This is a genomic window from Arthrobacter sp. MSA 4-2, from assembly GCF_016405885.1.
Classification (GTDB): domain Bacteria; phylum Actinomycetota; class Actinomycetes; order Actinomycetales; family Micrococcaceae; genus Arthrobacter_D.
On the sequence record NZ_JAEKGC010000009.1, the window covers coordinates 48949 to 64905 of the forward strand.

14 protein-coding genes are annotated in these 15957 nt (G+C 68.7%); 6 read left to right on the forward strand and 8 right to left on the reverse strand.

From position 1 onward, the window contains the following. Positions 1–112: 112 nt before the first annotated feature. From tkt to pgl, 6 genes are read left to right on the forward strand one after another with little or no spacing between them, the layout of a single operon-like run. The gene (tkt, locus tag I6N91_RS11325; protein ID WP_198812801.1) at positions 113–2290 is read left to right on the forward strand and encodes a transketolase; all 2178 of its coding nucleotides are present in this window, start codon (positions 113–115) and stop codon (positions 2288–2290) included. A 57-nt stretch (positions 2291–2347) separates the two neighbouring features. Further along, a complete protein-coding gene (tal, locus tag I6N91_RS11330; RefSeq protein ID WP_198812663.1) occupies positions 2348–3460 on the forward strand; it encodes a transaldolase in 1113 nt (370 codons plus the stop codon). A gap of 5 nt (positions 3461–3465) precedes the next feature. Further along, positions 3466–5109 carry a glucose-6-phosphate isomerase gene (locus tag I6N91_RS11335; protein WP_198812664.1) on the forward strand — a complete coding sequence of 548 codons (1644 nt, stop codon included), beginning with the start codon at positions 3466–3468 and terminating at the stop codon, positions 5107–5109. A gap of 2 nt (positions 5110–5111) precedes the next feature. Next, positions 5112–6656: a glucose-6-phosphate dehydrogenase gene (gene zwf, locus I6N91_RS11340; protein WP_198812665.1), complete on the forward strand. Its 1545-nt coding sequence runs from the start codon at positions 5112–5114 to the stop codon at positions 6654–6656. Further along, positions 6653–7594, forward strand: coding sequence for a glucose-6-phosphate dehydrogenase assembly protein OpcA (locus tag I6N91_RS11345; RefSeq protein ID WP_198812666.1), 942 nt, complete (start codon positions 6653–6655; stop codon positions 7592–7594). Before zwf ends, I6N91_RS11345 begins: the two co-directional genes overlap by 4 nt. Next, positions 7584–8384, forward strand: coding sequence for a 6-phosphogluconolactonase (pgl, locus tag I6N91_RS11350; protein WP_198812667.1), 801 nt, complete (start codon positions 7584–7586; stop codon positions 8382–8384). Before I6N91_RS11345 ends, pgl begins: the two co-directional genes overlap by 11 nt. Positions 8385–8592: 208 nt before the next feature. Here pgl and secG read toward each other — a convergent pair whose 3' ends face one another. From secG to rapZ, 8 genes are all read right to left on the reverse strand, one after another. Next, a complete protein-coding gene (secG, locus tag I6N91_RS11355; RefSeq protein ID WP_159616358.1) occupies positions 8593–8844 on the reverse strand; it encodes a preprotein translocase subunit SecG in 252 nt (83 codons plus the stop codon). Positions 8845–8890: 46 nt separating this feature from the next. Then, positions 8891–9706 (reverse strand): triose-phosphate isomerase, encoded by an 816-nt coding sequence (gene tpiA, locus I6N91_RS11360; protein WP_198812668.1) that lies wholly within the window; start codon positions 9704–9706, stop codon positions 8891–8893. A gap of 87 nt (positions 9707–9793) precedes the next feature. Beyond that, positions 9794–11035: a phosphoglycerate kinase gene (gene pgk / locus I6N91_RS11365; RefSeq protein WP_198812669.1), complete on the reverse strand. Its 1242-nt coding sequence runs from the start codon at positions 11033–11035 to the stop codon at positions 9794–9796. A gap of 4 nt (positions 11036–11039) precedes the next feature. Continuing rightward, positions 11040–12047, reverse strand: coding sequence for a type I glyceraldehyde-3-phosphate dehydrogenase (gene gap / locus I6N91_RS11370; protein ID WP_198812670.1), 1008 nt, complete (start codon positions 12045–12047; stop codon positions 11040–11042). Between the two features lie 202 nt (positions 12048–12249). Continuing rightward, positions 12250–12879: a superoxide dismutase gene (locus I6N91_RS11375; protein ID WP_133402507.1), complete on the reverse strand. Its 630-nt coding sequence runs from the start codon at positions 12877–12879 to the stop codon at positions 12250–12252. 123 nt (positions 12880–13002) lie between these two features. After that, positions 13003–13983: a DNA-binding protein WhiA gene (gene whiA / locus I6N91_RS11380; protein WP_120168237.1), complete on the reverse strand. Its 981-nt coding sequence runs from the start codon at positions 13981–13983 to the stop codon at positions 13003–13005. 10 nt (positions 13984–13993) lie between these two features. After that, positions 13994–15025, reverse strand: a complete 1032-nt coding sequence (gene yvcK, locus I6N91_RS11385) for a uridine diphosphate-N-acetylglucosamine-binding protein YvcK (protein WP_198812671.1) — start codon at positions 15023–15025, stop codon at positions 13994–13996. Next, positions 15025–15924 (reverse strand): RNase adapter RapZ, encoded by a 900-nt coding sequence (rapZ, locus tag I6N91_RS11390; protein WP_120168241.1) that lies wholly within the window; start codon positions 15922–15924, stop codon positions 15025–15027. The genes yvcK and rapZ overlap by 1 nt, the downstream gene beginning before the upstream one ends. Positions 15925–15957: the final 33 nt, after the last annotated feature.

Sequence of the window (15957 nt, forward strand, 5' to 3'; positions counted from 1 at the left end):
GGTGAACGGCCAGCAGGCTGCGGGTGCCTCCGCGTACCCCTGCCCCCAGCTCCCCACGGCGCCGTGGCGCTGGCCGACCTGGACAGAGAAAGGCCCGGTCAACGTGGCACGAATGCAAGAGCAGGAACTTAACTGGAGCGAACTGGACGACAAGGCGGTGGACACCATCCGCGTCCTCGCCGCGGATGCAGTGGAGAAGGTGGGCAACGGCCACCCGGGTACCGCGATGAGCCTTGCTCCCGCCGCCTACCTGCTCTTCCAGAAACTGATGCGCCATGACCCGTCCGACCCGGAATGGACCGGCCGCGACCGGTTCGTCCTCTCCCCCGGCCACACGTCGCTGACGCTCTACATCCAGCTGTACCTGGCCGGTTACGGCCTGGAACTCGATGACCTCAAGGCGCTGCGCACCTGGGGATCGCAGACCCCCGGCCACCCTGAATACCGCCACACCAAGGGTGTGGAGATCACGACCGGCCCGCTGGGCCAGGGCCTCGCGACCTCCGTCGGCTTCGCCTTCGGCCAGCGCCGCCAGCGCGGCATGTTCGACCCCGAGGCCCCCCAGGGTGAGAGCCCCTTCGACCACACCATCTGGGTCATCGCCTCCGACGGCGACCTCCAGGAAGGCGTCACCTCCGAGGCCTCATCGCTCGCCGGCCACCAGGAGCTCGGCAACCTCGTGGTGCTCTACGACGAGAACCACATCTCCATCGAGGATGACACCGACATCGCCTTCACCGAGGACGTGCTGAAGCGCTATGAGGCGTACGGCTGGCACGTCCAGCGGGTCGACTGGACGAAGACCGGCGAGTACGTCGAAGACGTCGCCGAACTGTATTCCGCCCTGGTCGCTGCAAAGAACGAAACCTCGAAGCCCTCGATCGTGTCCCTCCGGACCATCATCGGCTGGCCTGCCCCCACCAAGCAGAACACCGGCAAGATCCACGGCTCCGCCCTCGGCAAGGACGAGGTGGCCGCGCTGAAGCAGGCCCTGGGCTTCGACCCGGAGAAGCACTTCGACGTCGACCCCGAGGTCCTGGCGCACGCCCGCAAGGTCGTTGAGCGCGGCGCCAGCACCCGCGCCGACTGGGACACCTCCTTCGACGCCTGGCGCGGAGCCCACCCGGACGAGGCGAAGATGCTCGAGCGCATCGCCTCCCGCACCCTTCCCGAAGGCTGGGAGGAGGCACTGCCCGAGTTCCCCGCAGGCAAGGACATGTCGACCCGTGCCGCCTCCGGCAAGGTCCTCACCGCCATCGGCCCGGTCCTTCCCGAACTGTGGGGCGGCTCCGCCGACCTCGCCGAGTCGAACAACACCACCATCGAAGGCTCCCCGTCGTTCGTGCCGACGAGCCGGCAGACCGAGGCCTGGTCGGGCAACCCGTACGGACGGGTGCTCCATTTCGGGATCCGCGAGCACGCTGCCGCGGCCATCGTCAACGGCATCGTGATGCACAGCAGCACCCGCGCGTTCTCCGGCACCTTCCTGATCTTCAGCGACTACCAGCGGCCTGCGGTGCGCCTGGGCGCCCTGATGGGCGTGCCGGCCATCTACGTCTGGACGCATGACTCCATCGGCCTCGGCGAAGACGGACCCACCCACCAGCCCGTTGAGCAGCTCACCTCGCTGCGTGCCATCCCCGGCCTCGACGTCGTGCGCCCCGGTGACGCCAATGAGGTCGCCGTGGCCTGGCGGACCATCCTGGAAAACACCCAGAACCCCGCGGGCATCGTGCTGACCCGGCAGAACATCCCCACGTACGAGCGCGGCGACGGGGCAGCCACCGGTGACACCTTCGGCTCGGCCGAAGGCGTGGCCAAGGGCGCGTACATCCTCGCCGAGGCACGCAACGGCGCGCCCGAGGTCATCCTGATGGCCACCGGTTCCGAGGTGCAGCTGGCCGTTTCGGCCCGCGAAACCCTCGAAGCCGAAGGCATCGCCGCCCGCGTGGTCTCGGTGCCCTCGCTCGAGTGGTTCAACAGCCAGGACGAGGCGTACCGCGAGTCGGTCCTGCCGCGCAGCGTGCGCGCCAGGGTCTCCGTCGAAGCGGGCGTGGCCCAGAGCTGGCAGGGCCTGCTCGGCGACGCCGGCCGTGCCGTGTCCCTCGAGCACTACGGTGCCTCGGCGGACTACAAGACCCTCTACCGCGAGTTCGGCATCACCGCGGAGGCCGTCGTGGCCGCGGCCCATGACTCAATCACCGCCGCCGCCGGCACCCCGCTGGCAGCTAACGGCACCCCGGCCATGCCGTCGGGCGCCCGCGCCACCGAGACCGGCGACCACCAGTAGCCCGACCGCTTCCGTCCGACACGAGTGTCCGTGAACGCGGACTCAAAGGAGAATTCAATGACTTCCAACCCAACGGCCGACCTTTCCTCGGCCGGCGTCTCGATCTGGCTCGACGACCTGTCCCGCGAACGCATCAACTCCGGTGCCTTTAAGCGGCTCATCGAAGAGCTCAACGTCGTCGGTGTCACCACCAACCCCAGCATCTTCGCCGCCGCGCTGAAGCAGGGCGAGTCCTACGCCTCGCAGGTCGGCGCCCTGGCGCAGGCCGGTGCCTCCCTCGACCAGGCCGTCTTCGACATCACCACCCACGATGTCGCCCAGGCCTGCGACATCTTCGCCGAAGCGGCGAAGCGCACCGGCGGCTTCGACGGCCGCGTCTCGATCGAGGTCGACCCCCGCCTCGCCCGCGATACCAAGGGAACCATCGAGGAGGCCAAGCGCCTCTACGCCAAGGTCCAGCGCACCAACGTCCTGATCAAGATCCCGGCCACAGTTGAGGGCCTCGAGGCGATCACGGAAACCATCGCCGCGGGGATCAGCGTCAATGTCACCCTGATCTTCTCGCTTGAGCGGTACCGCGAGGTTATCAACGCCTACCTGGTCGGCCTTGAGAAGGCGAAGGAGAACGGGCACGACCTGAGCAAGATCCACTCCGTCGCGTCCTTCTTCGTCTCCCGCGTCGACGCCGAGATCGACGGACGCCTCGACGCCCTGGGCACCCCCGAAGCCAAGGCGCTCAAGGGCAAGGCCGGGCTTGCCAATGCCCGCCTGGCCTACCAGGTGTACGAGGAGCAGTTCGCCACCGAGCGCTGGCAGGTCCTCGCCGGTGCCGGCGCGAACCCCCAGCGTCCGCTGTGGGCCTCCACCGGGGTCAAGGACCCGTCACTGCCCGACACCCTGTACGTGACCGGCCTTGTCGCCCAGGGTGTCGTCAACACGATGCCGGAGAAGACGCTCGAGGCAACGGCCGACCACGGCGTCATCGAAGGGGACACGGTCACCGGCACCTACGAGGAGTCAAACGCCGTCCTCAACGACCTCGATGGCCTGGGCATCTCCTACAAGGAGGTCGTCGAGCAGCTTGAGACGGAAGGCCTCGACAAGTTCGTGGCCAGCTGGTCCGAACTCCTCGAGACCGTCCAGACCGCGCTCGACACCGAAGGACGCTGATACCGATGGGTTCATTCGAGCTCGCCGCTTCCGGTGAGGCCGCAGCCGCCATCGAGGCCTCCCTACCCGCCCTGGTCGAGGATAAGGTCGCCTCTCGGCTCATGGCCAAGGACGCCACCCTGTGGGGCCCCGACGCCGAGCCGGAGGCCTCCATCCGCCTCGGCTGGATCGACCTGTTCGACGAGTCACGGGCGTTGATCCCTCAGACCGCCAAACTCCGCGAGGAGCTTGCGGCCGAGGGCGTCTCCCGGTTCGTGCTGTGCGGCATGGGCGGGTCCTCCCTGGCCCCCGAGGTCATCACCCGGACCGCAGGGGTCGACCTCGTGGTCCTCGACTCGACCGACCCCGACCAGGTCAGCGCCGCCCTCGCGGAGCGCCTCGCCGAGACGGCGATCGTGGTGTCCTCGAAGTCTGGCTCCACCGTGGAGACCGACTCGCAGCGCCGGGCCTTCGAAAAGGCGTTCACCGACGCCGGCATCGACGCGAAGTCCCGCATCATCATCGTCACCGATCCCGGCTCGCCGCTTGACGGTTCGGCGCGGGAGGCCGGCTACCGCCAGGTCTTCAACGCGAACCCGCAGGTCGGCGGACGCTACTCGGCCCTGACGGCGTTCGGCCTGGTCCCCTCGGGCCTTGCCGGCGCCGACATCGAAGCCCTCGTGGCCGATGCCGAGGAAATCTCCGAGTTCCTCGGTGAGGACGGACCCGACAACGCGGGCCTGCGGCTGGGCGCCGTGCTCGGGGGCACCAAGCCGCTGCGCGACAAGATTGTCTTCGCCGACGGCGGCTCCGGCCTGCCGGGCTTCGCCGACTGGGCCGAGCAGCTCATCGCGGAGTCCACCGGGAAGCTCGGCACGGGCCTGCTGCCCGTCGTGGCCTCCCTGGACTCCCCCGAGGTCGCCACGGTGGCCGACGACGTCGTCCCGGTCGTCCTGGCCGGTTCCGACGCCGAGGTGTCCACGGACGGACAGACCCGCGCGGTGGTGAGTGGATCGCTGGGAAGCCAGATGTTCGTCTGGGAGTTCGCAACCGCGGTCGCGGGCCGGTTGCTGGGGATCAACCCCTTCGACCAGCCTGACGTGGAGGCTGCGAAGAAGGCCGCCCGCGGCCTCCTTGACGCCCAGCCCGCTCCGGCGCCGGCGAACTTCGTCGACGGCGCCATCGAAATCCGCGGCGACGCGGAACTGCTCGGGGACGCCACCACCGTCGGGGACGCCCTCCAGGCGCTCCTGGGCACCCTCGAACCCACCGGCTACCTGTCGGTCCAGGCCTACCTGGACCGGCACGCCCAGGCACCGCTCGAGGAGCTGCGCAGCCCGCTGGCCGCCCTGACCGGCCGGCCCGTCACCTTCGGATGGGGCCCGCGGTTCCTTCACTCGACCGGCCAGTTCCACAAGGGTGGACCGGCCTCCGGGGTGTACCTCCAGATCACCGGCGCAGCCGGCTCGGACCTGGAGATTCCGGGACTGCCCTTCACCTTCGGGGAACTGATCTCGGCCCAGGCGGCCGGAGACGCACAGGTGCTTGAGGCCCACGGCCGTCCCGTGGTCCGCCTGCACCTGACAGACCGCGCGGCGGGGCTGAGCCAGCTCAGCGGTGTCATTGACTTCCTGGCCGGAGCCGGCCGGGAATCCCAGCAGAACGGCTAGCCATGCACGAGACCCTTCCCCCCAAACAGGCAAATCCCCTGCGGGATCCCCGCGACCGGCGCCTGAGCCGGATCGCGGGGCCGTCGTCGCTGGTGCTCTTCGGAGTCACCGGCGACCTCGCCCGCAAAAAGCTCATGCCGGCCGTGTACGACCTGGCCAACCGCGGCCTGCTCCCGCCCAGCTTCGCCCTCATCGGATTCGGCCGGCGCGACTGGACGCACGAGCAGTTCGCAGAGGAGGTCCGGAACTCCGTCAAGCAGTATGCGCGCACCCCGTTCAACGACACGGTGTGGGAGCAGCTTGAGGCCGGAATCCGCTTCGTTCAGGGCAACTTCGACGACGACGACGCCTACGTCCGCCTCCAGGAGTCACTGAGCGAGCTCGACGAGACCCGGGGAACGCGCGGAAACCACGCGTTCTACCTCTCGATCCCACCGAAGGCCTTCGAGATCGTATGCCAGAAGCTGTCCGAGCACGGGCTCGCCCAGCCCCGTGACGGCCAGTGGCGGCGGGTTGTCATCGAGAAGCCGTTCGGACACAACCTGGAGTCGGCCCGGGAGCTGAACAACATCGTCGAGCAGGTCTTCCCGCCCGACGCCGTGTTCCGCATCGACCACTACCTTGGCAAGGAGACGGTCCAGAATATCCTGGCCCTGCGCTTCGCAAACCAGCTGTTCGAGCCGCTGTGGAACGCCAACTACGTCGACCACGTGCAGATCACGATGGCCGAGGACATCGGCATCGGTGGCCGCGCCGGGTACTACGACGGCGTCGGCGCCGCACGCGACGTCATCCAGAACCACCTGTTGCAGCTGCTCGCCCTCACGGCCATGGAGGAGCCCATCTCCTTCAACGCCGAGGACCTGCGCGCGGAGAAGGAGAAGGTCCTCGCCGCGGTGCGGCTTCCCGAGGACCTGACCTGCTACTCGGCCCGCGGCCAGTACGACAGCGGCTGGCAGGGCGGCGAGGAGGTCAAGGGCTTCCTCGACGAGGACGGCATCCCAGCCGATTCCACGACGGAGAGCTTCGCCGCGATCCGCCTGGACATCAACACCCGGCGGTGGAGCGGTGTGCCGTTCTACCTGCGGGCCGGCAAGCGCCTCGGCCGCCGCGTCACGGAAATCGCGGTCGTCTTCAAGCGCGCTCCGAACCTGCTCTTCCTCGACCACAACGAAGACGACTTCGGCCAGAACGCCGTCGTCATCCGCGTCCAGCCTGACGAGGGGGCGACGATCCGGTTCGGGTCGAAGGTCCCGGGCACGCAGATGGAGGTCCGCGACGTCACCATGGACTTCGGGTACGGCCACTCCTTCACCGAGTCGAGCCCCGAGGCGTACGAGCGGCTCATCCTCGACGTGCTGCTGGGCGAACCGCCGCTGTTCCCGCGCCAGCAGGAGGTCGAACTGTCCTGGCAGATCCTCGATCCCTTCGAGAAGTTCTGGGCGTCGCTGAACGAGCAGCCCGAAAAGTACAGGCCGGGCAGCTGGGGTCCATCCTCCGCCGATGAGCTGCTGGCCGCCGATGGCAGAAGCTGGAGAAGGCCATGATCGTAGATCTTCCGAACACCACCACGTCGAAGGTCTCCAAGGAGATCACGAGCCTGCGCGACCGGGGCGGCGTCGTCGCCCTCGGCCGGGTGCTCACCCTCGTGGTGATCACCCGCGCCGGGGCCGAGGAGGAGGCGATCCGGGCAGCGAACGAAGCGAGCCGGGAGCACCCCTGCCGCATTATCGTCCTGGCCCAGGGATCGCCCGACGACCCCACGCGCCTCGACGGCCAGATCCGGGTGGGCGGTGACGCCGGTGCCTCCGAGGTGATCGTGCTCCGCGGCTCCGGAGACCTGGCAAACGAGAACGAGTCGCTCGTGTCGGCCCTGCTGCTGCCGGACGCCCCGATCGTGGCCTGGTGGTCGCACCACATGCCGGCCGCGGCGGCCCAGACCTCCATCGGGGCCATCGCCCACCGCCGGATCACCGACTCCTCCAACGAGGCGGACCCGGCCGCGGCACTGTTTAACCTGCAGAAGACCTATTCCGCAGGCGACACGGACCTGGCCTGGACGCGCCTGACGAACTGGCGCATCCAGCTCGCGGCCGTCCTCGACCAGGCCGAGCCGTCGACGATCACCGAGGTCACGGTCGAAGGCGCCGAGGATTCCCCCAGCACGGTCCTCCTGGCCGCCTGGTTGACCCAGGCCCTGGATGCTCCGGTGACAATTGCCGCCGGTCCCGCCGGTACCGGCCTGCACCGGGTGCGGCTCTCGCGGGACAACGGGGACATCGAGCTGTACCGTCCGGGCCGGGATGTGGCCGAGCTGCACCAGCCCGGCCAGCCGGTCCAGCGGATTTCCCTGCCGCGCCGCAGCCTGGAGGAGTGCCTCGCCGAGGAGCTTCGTCGACTTGACCCGGACGACGTATTCGGGGAAGTTATCACCGAAGGCCTTGCGAAAACGAACCTAAGGAGCGTACAAACCAGTGAACGCTGAGCCAAAGATCAGTATCCACCCCGGCCCGACCCTGCTTGCCGCCTCGGTGGCGTCTCGCCTGATCACCCGCCTCGTCGATGTGCAGAACGAGCGCGGGACGGCCACCGTGGTGCTGACCGGAGGCTCCATCGGCACGGCGGCCCTGAAGTCCGTATGGGATTCCCCCACCTGCCGGACGGTGGACTGGTCGCAGGTGCACTTCTGGTGGGGCGACGAGCGGTTCCTGCCGGCCGGTCACCCCGACCGCAATGCGGTACAGGCCCGCGAGGCGCTGCTTGACCGCCTTCCGGTCGATCCGGCAAAAGTGCACGAGTTCGGCTCGAGCGATGACTTCGCCGACCAGGACGCCGCAGCCGAGGACTATGCGGCACGGCTGCAGGAAGCGGCCGAAGCGGAAGCGCTGGACGGCGCCGCCGATCCGCGGCTCCCGCGGTTCGACGTGCTGATGCTCGGCGTCGGCCCGGACGCCCACATCGCCTCGCTCTTCCCGGAGCTGGCGGGGATCCGGACGAAGGGCTCGACCGTGGTAGGCGTCGCCGACGCACCGAAGCCGCCGCCGGAGAGGATCTCCCTCACGCTGGAGAGCATTAACTCGGCGGAGGAGGTCTGGCTGGCGGTGGCCGGTGAGGACAAGGCCGGAGCGGTGGGTCTGGCCCTTGCCGGTGCCGGCTCGGTCCAGGTGCCCGCCGCCGGTGCCCGCGGCCGGAACAAAACCCTGTGGCTGATCGACCAGGAGGCTGCCGTGCAGCTCCCCGGCCGCCTGATCAACCGCGAGGACGCCGAGCAGTAGACCCTCAAGCGGGTGGTGCGACCCGCGCCACCCGCTCAACGGGAAAGCACCGTTCAACGACAAAGCCCCGCCGCTTCCATTACGGAAGCGGCGGGGCTTTTGCGTTGCGGCTGGCTTGGTCCGGCGTCAGGGCTTGATTCCCCGCGGCGTCCGGCGGGCTGCTGTGCCCGGGACGCCGGCGCCGAAGGACGCTCCGGTGTCGGAGGGGTCAGGAATCTCCGAGGAACCGCTGGATCAGTCCAAGGGCGATGATCACGGTGCCCCAGGCCAGGCCAAGGGCCACGGTGAAGCGGTTGAGGTTGCGCTCGGCAACCCCTGAGGAGCCCATGCTTGAGGTCATGCCGCCGCCGAACATGTCGGACATGCCGCCGCCGCGGCCCTTGTGCAGCAGGATCAGCAGCGTCAGGAGCAGGCTGGTGACGCCCAGCAGTACGAGCAGGATGATTCGGAGAATTTCCACGGGGCCCTTTCAAGGCTGAGAACCCGCCGTTGGCGGGGAGGCGCGACTAGCCTGTGACCAGGTGCTGTTCGAACCTGACAATACTAGCAAACTCGGACACGTCGAGGCTCGCACCGCCGACGAGCACGCCGTCGACGTCGCGTTCCTTGAGGATCGCTCCGGCGTTGGCGGCCTTGACCGACCCACCATAGAGCAGGCGGACCTTCGCAGCCGTGTCGCCGTCGAAGAGCTCGTCCAGTTCTGCGCGGATCGCCGCGCACATCTCCTGGGCGTCCTGCGGTCCGGCCACCTCGCCGGTGCCGATCGCCCAGACGGGCTCGTAGGCCACGACCAGCCGGGCGGCCTGACCGGCGTCGAGGCCGGCCACGCCCCGGCGGAGCTGTTCGAGGGTGTGCTCCACATGGGTGCCGGACTGGCGGATCTCAAGGCCCTCCCCGACGCAGAGCACGGGCACAAGGTCGTGCCGGTACGCGGCGTGCACCTTGGTGTTGAGCAGTTCGTCGGATTCGGCGTGGAGGGTGCGGCGCTCGGAATGGCCCACCAGCACGTACGTGCAGCCGAGGCGCTTCAGGAACTGCCCGGAGATGTCCCCGGTGTAGGCGCCGGAGTCGTGCGGGGAAAGGTCCTGCCCGCCGTACACGACGGGCAGGTCGTCCCCCTTGACGAGGGTCTGCACACCGCGCAGATCGGTGAACGGCGGGAACACCGACACCTCAACCCTGCCGAAGTCGTGGTTGGCGTCGTCGAGGGTCCACGCGAGCTTCTGCAGGAAGGTGATGGCCTGGACGTGGTCCAGGTTCATTTTCCAGTTACCGGCGATCAGGGGGCGCCGGTCGAACACGCCGTTCGTCGAGGTGGTCATAGCCGAACTCTCTTTCAGTCGTCAGGAGCCGCAGGACCCGCCCGTGCGGGCGGGTCCTGCGGCGGAAATGTTCCCGTGCCGGTGGCCTCAGGCGCGCTCGAGCGCCGTCAGGCCGGGGAGCTCCTTGCCCTCGAGGTATTCGAGGCTTGCCCCGCCTCCGGTAGAGATGTGGCCGAACTGGGTGTCCTCGAACCCGAGGCCCCGGACCGCGGCGGCGGAGTCGCCTCCACCCACCACCGTCAGGGCGCCGTTGCGCTGCGCCTCGACGAGGGCCTGTGCAACCACGCGGGTCCCCTCGGCGAAAGCCTCGAACTCGAACACGCCCATGGGCCCGTTCCAGAACACGGTCTTCGCCTGCGCGATGTGCGCCGCGAAATCGGAGCCGCTGACCGGTCCGATGTCGAGGCCGATCCCGCCGGCGCCGTAGGGGCCGGACTCGATTGCATCGGCCGCGAGCACCCCGTGTCCGGCGTCGGGCGCGAACTTCTCGGCAACCACGATGTCCGTCGGGAAGACAAACTCCGTGCCCGCCTCCGCCGCGCGGTCGAGGTAGCCGCGCACTGTATCCAGCTGGTCGGCCTCAAGCAGGCAGGCACCCACCTTGTGCCCCTGGGCGGCGAGGAACGTGAAGACCATTCCTCCGCCGATCAGGAGCCGGTCGGCCTTGCCCAGCAGGTTCTCGATGACTGCCAGCTTGTCGGAGACCTTCGATCCGCCGAGGACGACCACGAAGGGCCGCTCGGGGTCAGTGGTGAGCCGCTGGAGCACCTCGACCTCCGCCTTCACCAGGTCGCCCTGGTAGGAGGGAAGGATCGCGGCGAGGTCGTACACGCTTGCATGCTTGCGGTGCACGGCACCGAAAGCGTCATTGACGTACGCCCCCGAGCTGCCGGCGAGCCCCGCGAACTCGTGTGCGAGTGCGGCGCGTTCGCTCTCGTCCTTGCTGGTCTCGCGCGGGTCGAACCGCACGTTCTCCAGCACCAGGACCTCCCCGTCGGAGAGCGCCTGGGCTGCTGCCCGCGCCTGCTCCCCGGCGGTATCCCCCGCGAGCGTCACGGAGAAGTCCGCGAGCTCGGCCAGGCGGTCGACGGCGGGGCGGAGCGAGTACTTCGCCTCGGGCGCACCCTTGGGGCGTCCAAGGTGAGCCATCACGATGACGGCGGCTCCGGCCTCGCTGAGCTTGCGCAGCACGGGAAGCGACGCCCGAAGGCGCCCGTCGTCGGTGACCCGCTGGGAGTCGTCAAGGGGAACGTTGAGGTCCGAGCGGACCAGGATCCGCCGGCCGCGGACCCCTTCCGCCAGGAGGTCGTCGATCGATGCGTAGCCCACTGGGTCAGGAGAGCTTGGAAGCGACGATTTCGGTGAGGTCAACGAGGCGGTTCGAGTATCCCCACTCGTTGTCGTACCAGGACACGACCTTGACCTGGTTGCCGATGACCTTGGTCAGCCCGGAGTCGAAGATCGAGGACGCCGGGTCCCCGACGATGTCCGAGGACACGATCGGGTCCTCGGTGTAGGTCAGGTAGCCCTTCAGGGGGCCTTCGGCGGCGGCCTTGTAGGCGGCGTTGACCTCGTCGACGGTGACCTCCCTGCCGACCGTGACGGTCAGGTCGGTGGCCGAGCCGGTGGGCACGGGGACGCGGATGGCATACCCGTCGAGCTTGCCCTTGAGCTCGGGCAGGACCAGGCCGATGGCCTTGGCGGCTCCGGTGGAGGTCGGCACCATGTTGATGCCGGCCGCGCGCGCCCGGCGCAGGTCCTTGTGCGGGCCGTCCTGGAGGTTCTGGTCCGCCGTGTAGGCGTGGACGGTGGTCATCAGACCGCGTTCGATGCCGAAGGAGTCCTGGAGGACCTTCGCCAGCGGGCCCAGGCAGTTGGTGGTGCAGGAGGCGTTGGAGATGATGTGGTGGTTCGCCGGGTCGTAGTCGCCGTCGTTGACGCCCAGGACCACGGTGAAGTCCTCGTCGGAGGCGGGGGCCGAGATCAGGACCTTCTTCGCACCGGCATCGATGTGCTTCTGCGCGTCGGAGGCCTTGGTGAAGAACCCTGTCGATTCGACCACGATGTCCACGCCCAGGTCTGCCCAGGGCAGGTTCGCGGGGTCGCGCTCGGCCAGGACCTTGATGCGCTTGCCGTCGACCACCAGGTCCCCGCCGTCGGCCTCAACGCTCACGCCCAGGCGGCCCGCCACGGAGTCGTACTTGAGCAGGTGGGCCAGGGTCTCGGGGCTGGTGAGGTCGTTGACCGCCACGATTTCCAGATCCGCGCCCTGATCGAGCGCCGCCCGGAAGTAGTTACGGCCGATCCGGCCAAAGCCATTGATTCCAATACGGGTAGTCACTGGTTTCCATCTCCTTATTAGTGATGCTGCCAGGGCCTGTTCGGCCGGTCCGGCAGCTGCTTGCGCTGCACGCCGTTGTGCGGGTCCGATGATCCTTTCGGTCCATCAGGTTTTGCGGTGCTTCGGGGCGGGGGCCTGCGCCCCCGCCCCGAAGCGCGTGCCCGTCCCGCGGAGGCGGGCACAGGCGGAACGCAACCGGGCGTTAGACGCCGGGGACGACCAGGCTCGATGCGCCGGACCGGGCGCGGTCAAACCGTGCCGCGACGTCGGTCCAGTTCACGATATTCCAGAAGGCCTTGACGTAATCGGCCTTGACATTGACGTAGTCGAGGTAGAAGGCGTGCTCCCACATGTCGAGCATGAGCAGCGGGATGGTTCCGACCGGAACGTTGCCCTGCTGGTCGTAGAGCTGCTCGATCACGATGTTGCCGCCGAGCGGCTCGTAGGCGAGGACGGCCCAGCCGGAGCCCTGAAGGCTGATGGCGGCGGCGTTGAAGTGGCTGCGGAAGGCCTCGAAGGACCCGAACGCGTCGTCGAGTGCGGCGGCCAGTTCACCGGTGGGGAGGTCTCCTCCGTCCGGTGAGAGGTTCTTCCAGAAGATCGAGTGGTTGGTGTGGCCGCCGAGGTGGAAGGCCAGGTCCTTCGACAGCTTGGGGATGTTCCCAAACTCACCCTTTTCGCGGGCCTCCGCCAGCTGTGCCAGCGCGTCGTTGGCACCCTTGACATAGGTGGCGTGGTGCTTGCTGTGGTGAAGCTCCATAATCCGCGCGGAGATATGCGGTTCAAGGGCCGCATAATCATAATCAAGGTCGGGCAGCGTGTACTGGCTCACGAATTTCCTCCATCTAATGGTGTACCTTTCCGGGACCGCTTCCGGGCCGGTATGGGCCGGAGACTGACCGCCGGGGTCCCGCCGCCGAAGCGGCAGGCTTGCCCTCCCATCCTATGCAAGGATTCACTCGTCCAGCATGTCGGCGGTGACATTGGCGTCGGTTCCCGGAATCCCGATCTCCTGGGCCCGCTTGTCGGCCATGGCCAGCAGCCGGCGGATCCTCCCCGCGATGGCGTCCTTGGTCATCGGAGGGTCGGCGAGCCGGCCAAGTTCGTCGAGGCTTGCCTGCTTGTGACCGACCCGCAGCTCCCCCGCGTACCGGAGGTGCTCCGGGACCGACTCGCCGAGGATCTCAAGCGCCCGCTCCACGCGGGCGCCGGCGGCCACGGCTGCCTGCGCGGACCGGCGCAGGTTGGCGTCGTCGAAGTTCGCCAGCCGGTTCGCCGTGGCACGGACCTCCTTGCGCATCCGCCGTTCCTCCCACACCATGAGGGCGTCGTGGGCGCCCATGCGGGTGAGCAGCGCCGCAATGGTGTCACCGTCGCGGATCACCACGCGGTCCACGCCCCGGACCTCCCGCGCCTTGGCGGCGATACCGAGGCGGCGCGCGGCGCCAACGAGGGCCAGAGCGGATTCCGGGCCGGGGCAGGTCACCTCGAGGGAGGACGAGCGGCCCGGCTCGGTCAGGGACCCGTGCGCCAGGAACGCGCCGCGCCAGACGGCCTCGGCGTCGGCCGCGGAGCCGTTGACGACGGCGGAGGGCAGCCCGCGCACGGGCCTGCCACGGGTATCGAGCAGGCCGGTCTGGCGGGCGAGGGACTCGCCGTCGCGCACCACCCGGACCACGTAGCGGTTGCCGCGGCGCAGGCCGCCGCCGGACACAACGATGATTTCACTGTTGTGCCCGTAGACCTCGGCGATGGCCGAGCGGACCCGGCGGGCGGTCGACGCGAGGTCGACCTCCGCTTCGATCACGATCCGGCCCGAAATGATGTGCAGCCCGCCGGCGAACCGCAGCAGGGCGGACACCTCGGCCTTGCGTACCGAGGACTTTTTAACCTCGAGGTGCGAGAGCTCCTCTTTGACGTCCGCAGTCAGCGCCACCAGTTCACTCCTAGTTCTCCCCAAACATGTCTTTGTACGCCGTTGCGAGGCGAAGCGGATCATGGACGGGTTTTCCGGTTGAAGATCCCACTTTACCCAGAACGGCCCGCCCACCCATCGCGGCGACCGCCGCCTCGAACTGCGCACGGTCCCCCACGACCGCCGGATCGGCCAGCACGACGTCCACGGTGAACTCCGGCGCGTAGCGCTTAATCACGGCAAGGTGGTCCACGGCGGTCATGCCCTGGGTCTCCTTGGTGTCGTTCGTCATATTCATCGTCAGGCAGCGTTTGGCGGAGGTGCGGCAGAGCGCGTCACGGAGCTCAGGAAGCAGCAGGTGCGGCAGCACCGAGGTGTACCAGGAGCCCGGGCCGAGGATCACCCAGTCGGCCAGTTCGATCGCCTCGAGGGCGTCCTTGCAGGCCGGCGCTGCCTCCGGGAGCAGCCGGACGTTGCTGACGTTCCCGCCCTCGGCGGCGACCGCCAGCTGGGCCTGCCCGACGATGGTCTTCACCCGCAGCCCTCCCCCGGACTCGGTGAGGATGTCCCCCTCGATGGTCAGGGGCACGCTGGCCATTGGCACGACCTTGCCGCGGGCACCCAGCAGCGCACCGGCCCACTGCAGGCCCGCCACTGGGTCGCCAAGCAGTTCCCAGAGGGTCACGATGAGCAGGTTTCCCAGCGCGTGGTTGTCGAGCGAGCCATCGACGCCCTCGGTTGAGGTGAAGCGGTGCTGCATGACGTCGCGCCAGGTGCGGCCCCAGTCCGTGTCGTCGCACAGGGCGGCAAGCGCCATCCGCAGGTCCCCGGGCGGAAGGACGCCAAGTTCCCTGCGCAGCCGGCCGGAGGACCCGCCGTCGTCGGCGACGGTGACCACGGCGGTGAGGTCCTGGGTCAGCAGGCGCAGCGCGGACAGCGAAGCGGACAGCCCGTGGCCGCCGCCGAGCGCCACCACCGAGGGCGTCTTCTCTGCCGGCTCGCCATCGCGCCGGTTCGCCGTCGGAACCGGGATCAGGGGCAGCGGCCCCGAAAAGAGTGCCACTACTCCCGCCCCAGATCCCGGTGGTGGGCGGCCACCTGCACCCCGGGCAGCTGGGCGAGCCGCTGGGCGATCTCCTCGGTCACCGCGACGGAGCGGTGCTTTCCTCCGGTGCAGCCGACCGCGATCGTCGCATAGTGCTTGTTCTCGCGGCGGTAGCCGTCGAGGACCGGGATCAGGGCGTTGACGTAGCGGCTGACGAAGTCCGAGGCGCCGGCGGCACCCAGCACGTACTCCCGCACGGGCTCATCGAGCCCGGTCTGCGGACGCAGCTGCGGCACCCAGTGCGGGTTGGGGATGAACCGGACGTCGGCCACGAAATTCGCGTCAACGGGGAGGCCGTACTTGAAGCCGAAGCTCAGCACATTGAGCCGCAGCACGATCGGCCCGGACTCCGAAAAGAGTTCGGTGACGGCGGTGGCCAGGGCGTGGACGTTGAAGTCGGTGGTGTCCACGACGATGTCGGAGGCGTACTTCACCTCCTTGAGCACGTCCCGCTCGGCCGCGATGCCGTCGAGGATCCGGCCGTCGCCCTGGAGCGGGTGGGGGCGCCTGCCCTGTTCGAACCGGCGGACCAGCTCCGCGTCGTCGGCGTCAAGGAAGAGCACACGGTAGTTGACCCCGGCCGCGCGCAGCGCGGCGAGGGCGGCCTTGATGTCGTTGAACAGCTTCTTGCTCCGCACGTCGATCACCACGGCGAGCTTCGGGATGGACTGGGGCATGCGGGCCACCAGTTCGGTCAGCGTCCCGAGCATCTGCGGCGGGAGGTTCTCGACGACGTACCAGCCGTGGTCCTCAAGCGCGTGCGCCGCCGTGCTGCGTCCGGCACCCGACATGCCGGTCACGACCAGCAGCTCCGATTCGGTGGGTTTGACCGGGGTCAGGCTGTCAGCCTCAGTCATGTATGCGTCCGTTCCGGCGTAGGTGGTGCGGAT

What these genes read in the sequence shown, in the direction of transcription:
- tkt (WP_198812801.1), top strand. Translation starts at nt 113, where the DNA reads ATGCAAGAGCAGGAACTTAACTGGAGCGAACTGGACGACAAGGCGGTG.
- I6N91_RS11335 (WP_198812664.1), top strand. Translation starts at nt 3,466, where the DNA reads ATGGGTTCATTCGAGCTCGCCGCTTCCGGTGAGGCCGCAGCCGCCATC.
- rapZ (WP_120168241.1), bottom strand. Translation starts at nt 15,924, where the DNA reads ATGACTGAGGCTGACAGCCTGACCCCGGTCAAACCCACCGAATCGGAG.
- I6N91_RS11345 (WP_198812666.1), top strand. Translation starts at nt 6,653, where the DNA reads ATGATCGTAGATCTTCCGAACACCACCACGTCGAAGGTCTCCAAGGAG.
- tal (WP_198812663.1), top strand. Translation starts at nt 2,348, where the DNA reads ATGACTTCCAACCCAACGGCCGACCTTTCCTCGGCCGGCGTCTCGATC.
- zwf (WP_198812665.1), top strand. Translation starts at nt 5,112, where the DNA reads ATGCACGAGACCCTTCCCCCCAAACAGGCAAATCCCCTGCGGGATCCC.
- tpiA (WP_198812668.1), bottom strand. Translation starts at nt 9,706, where the DNA reads ATGACCACCTCGACGAACGGCGTGTTCGACCGGCGCCCCCTGATCGCC.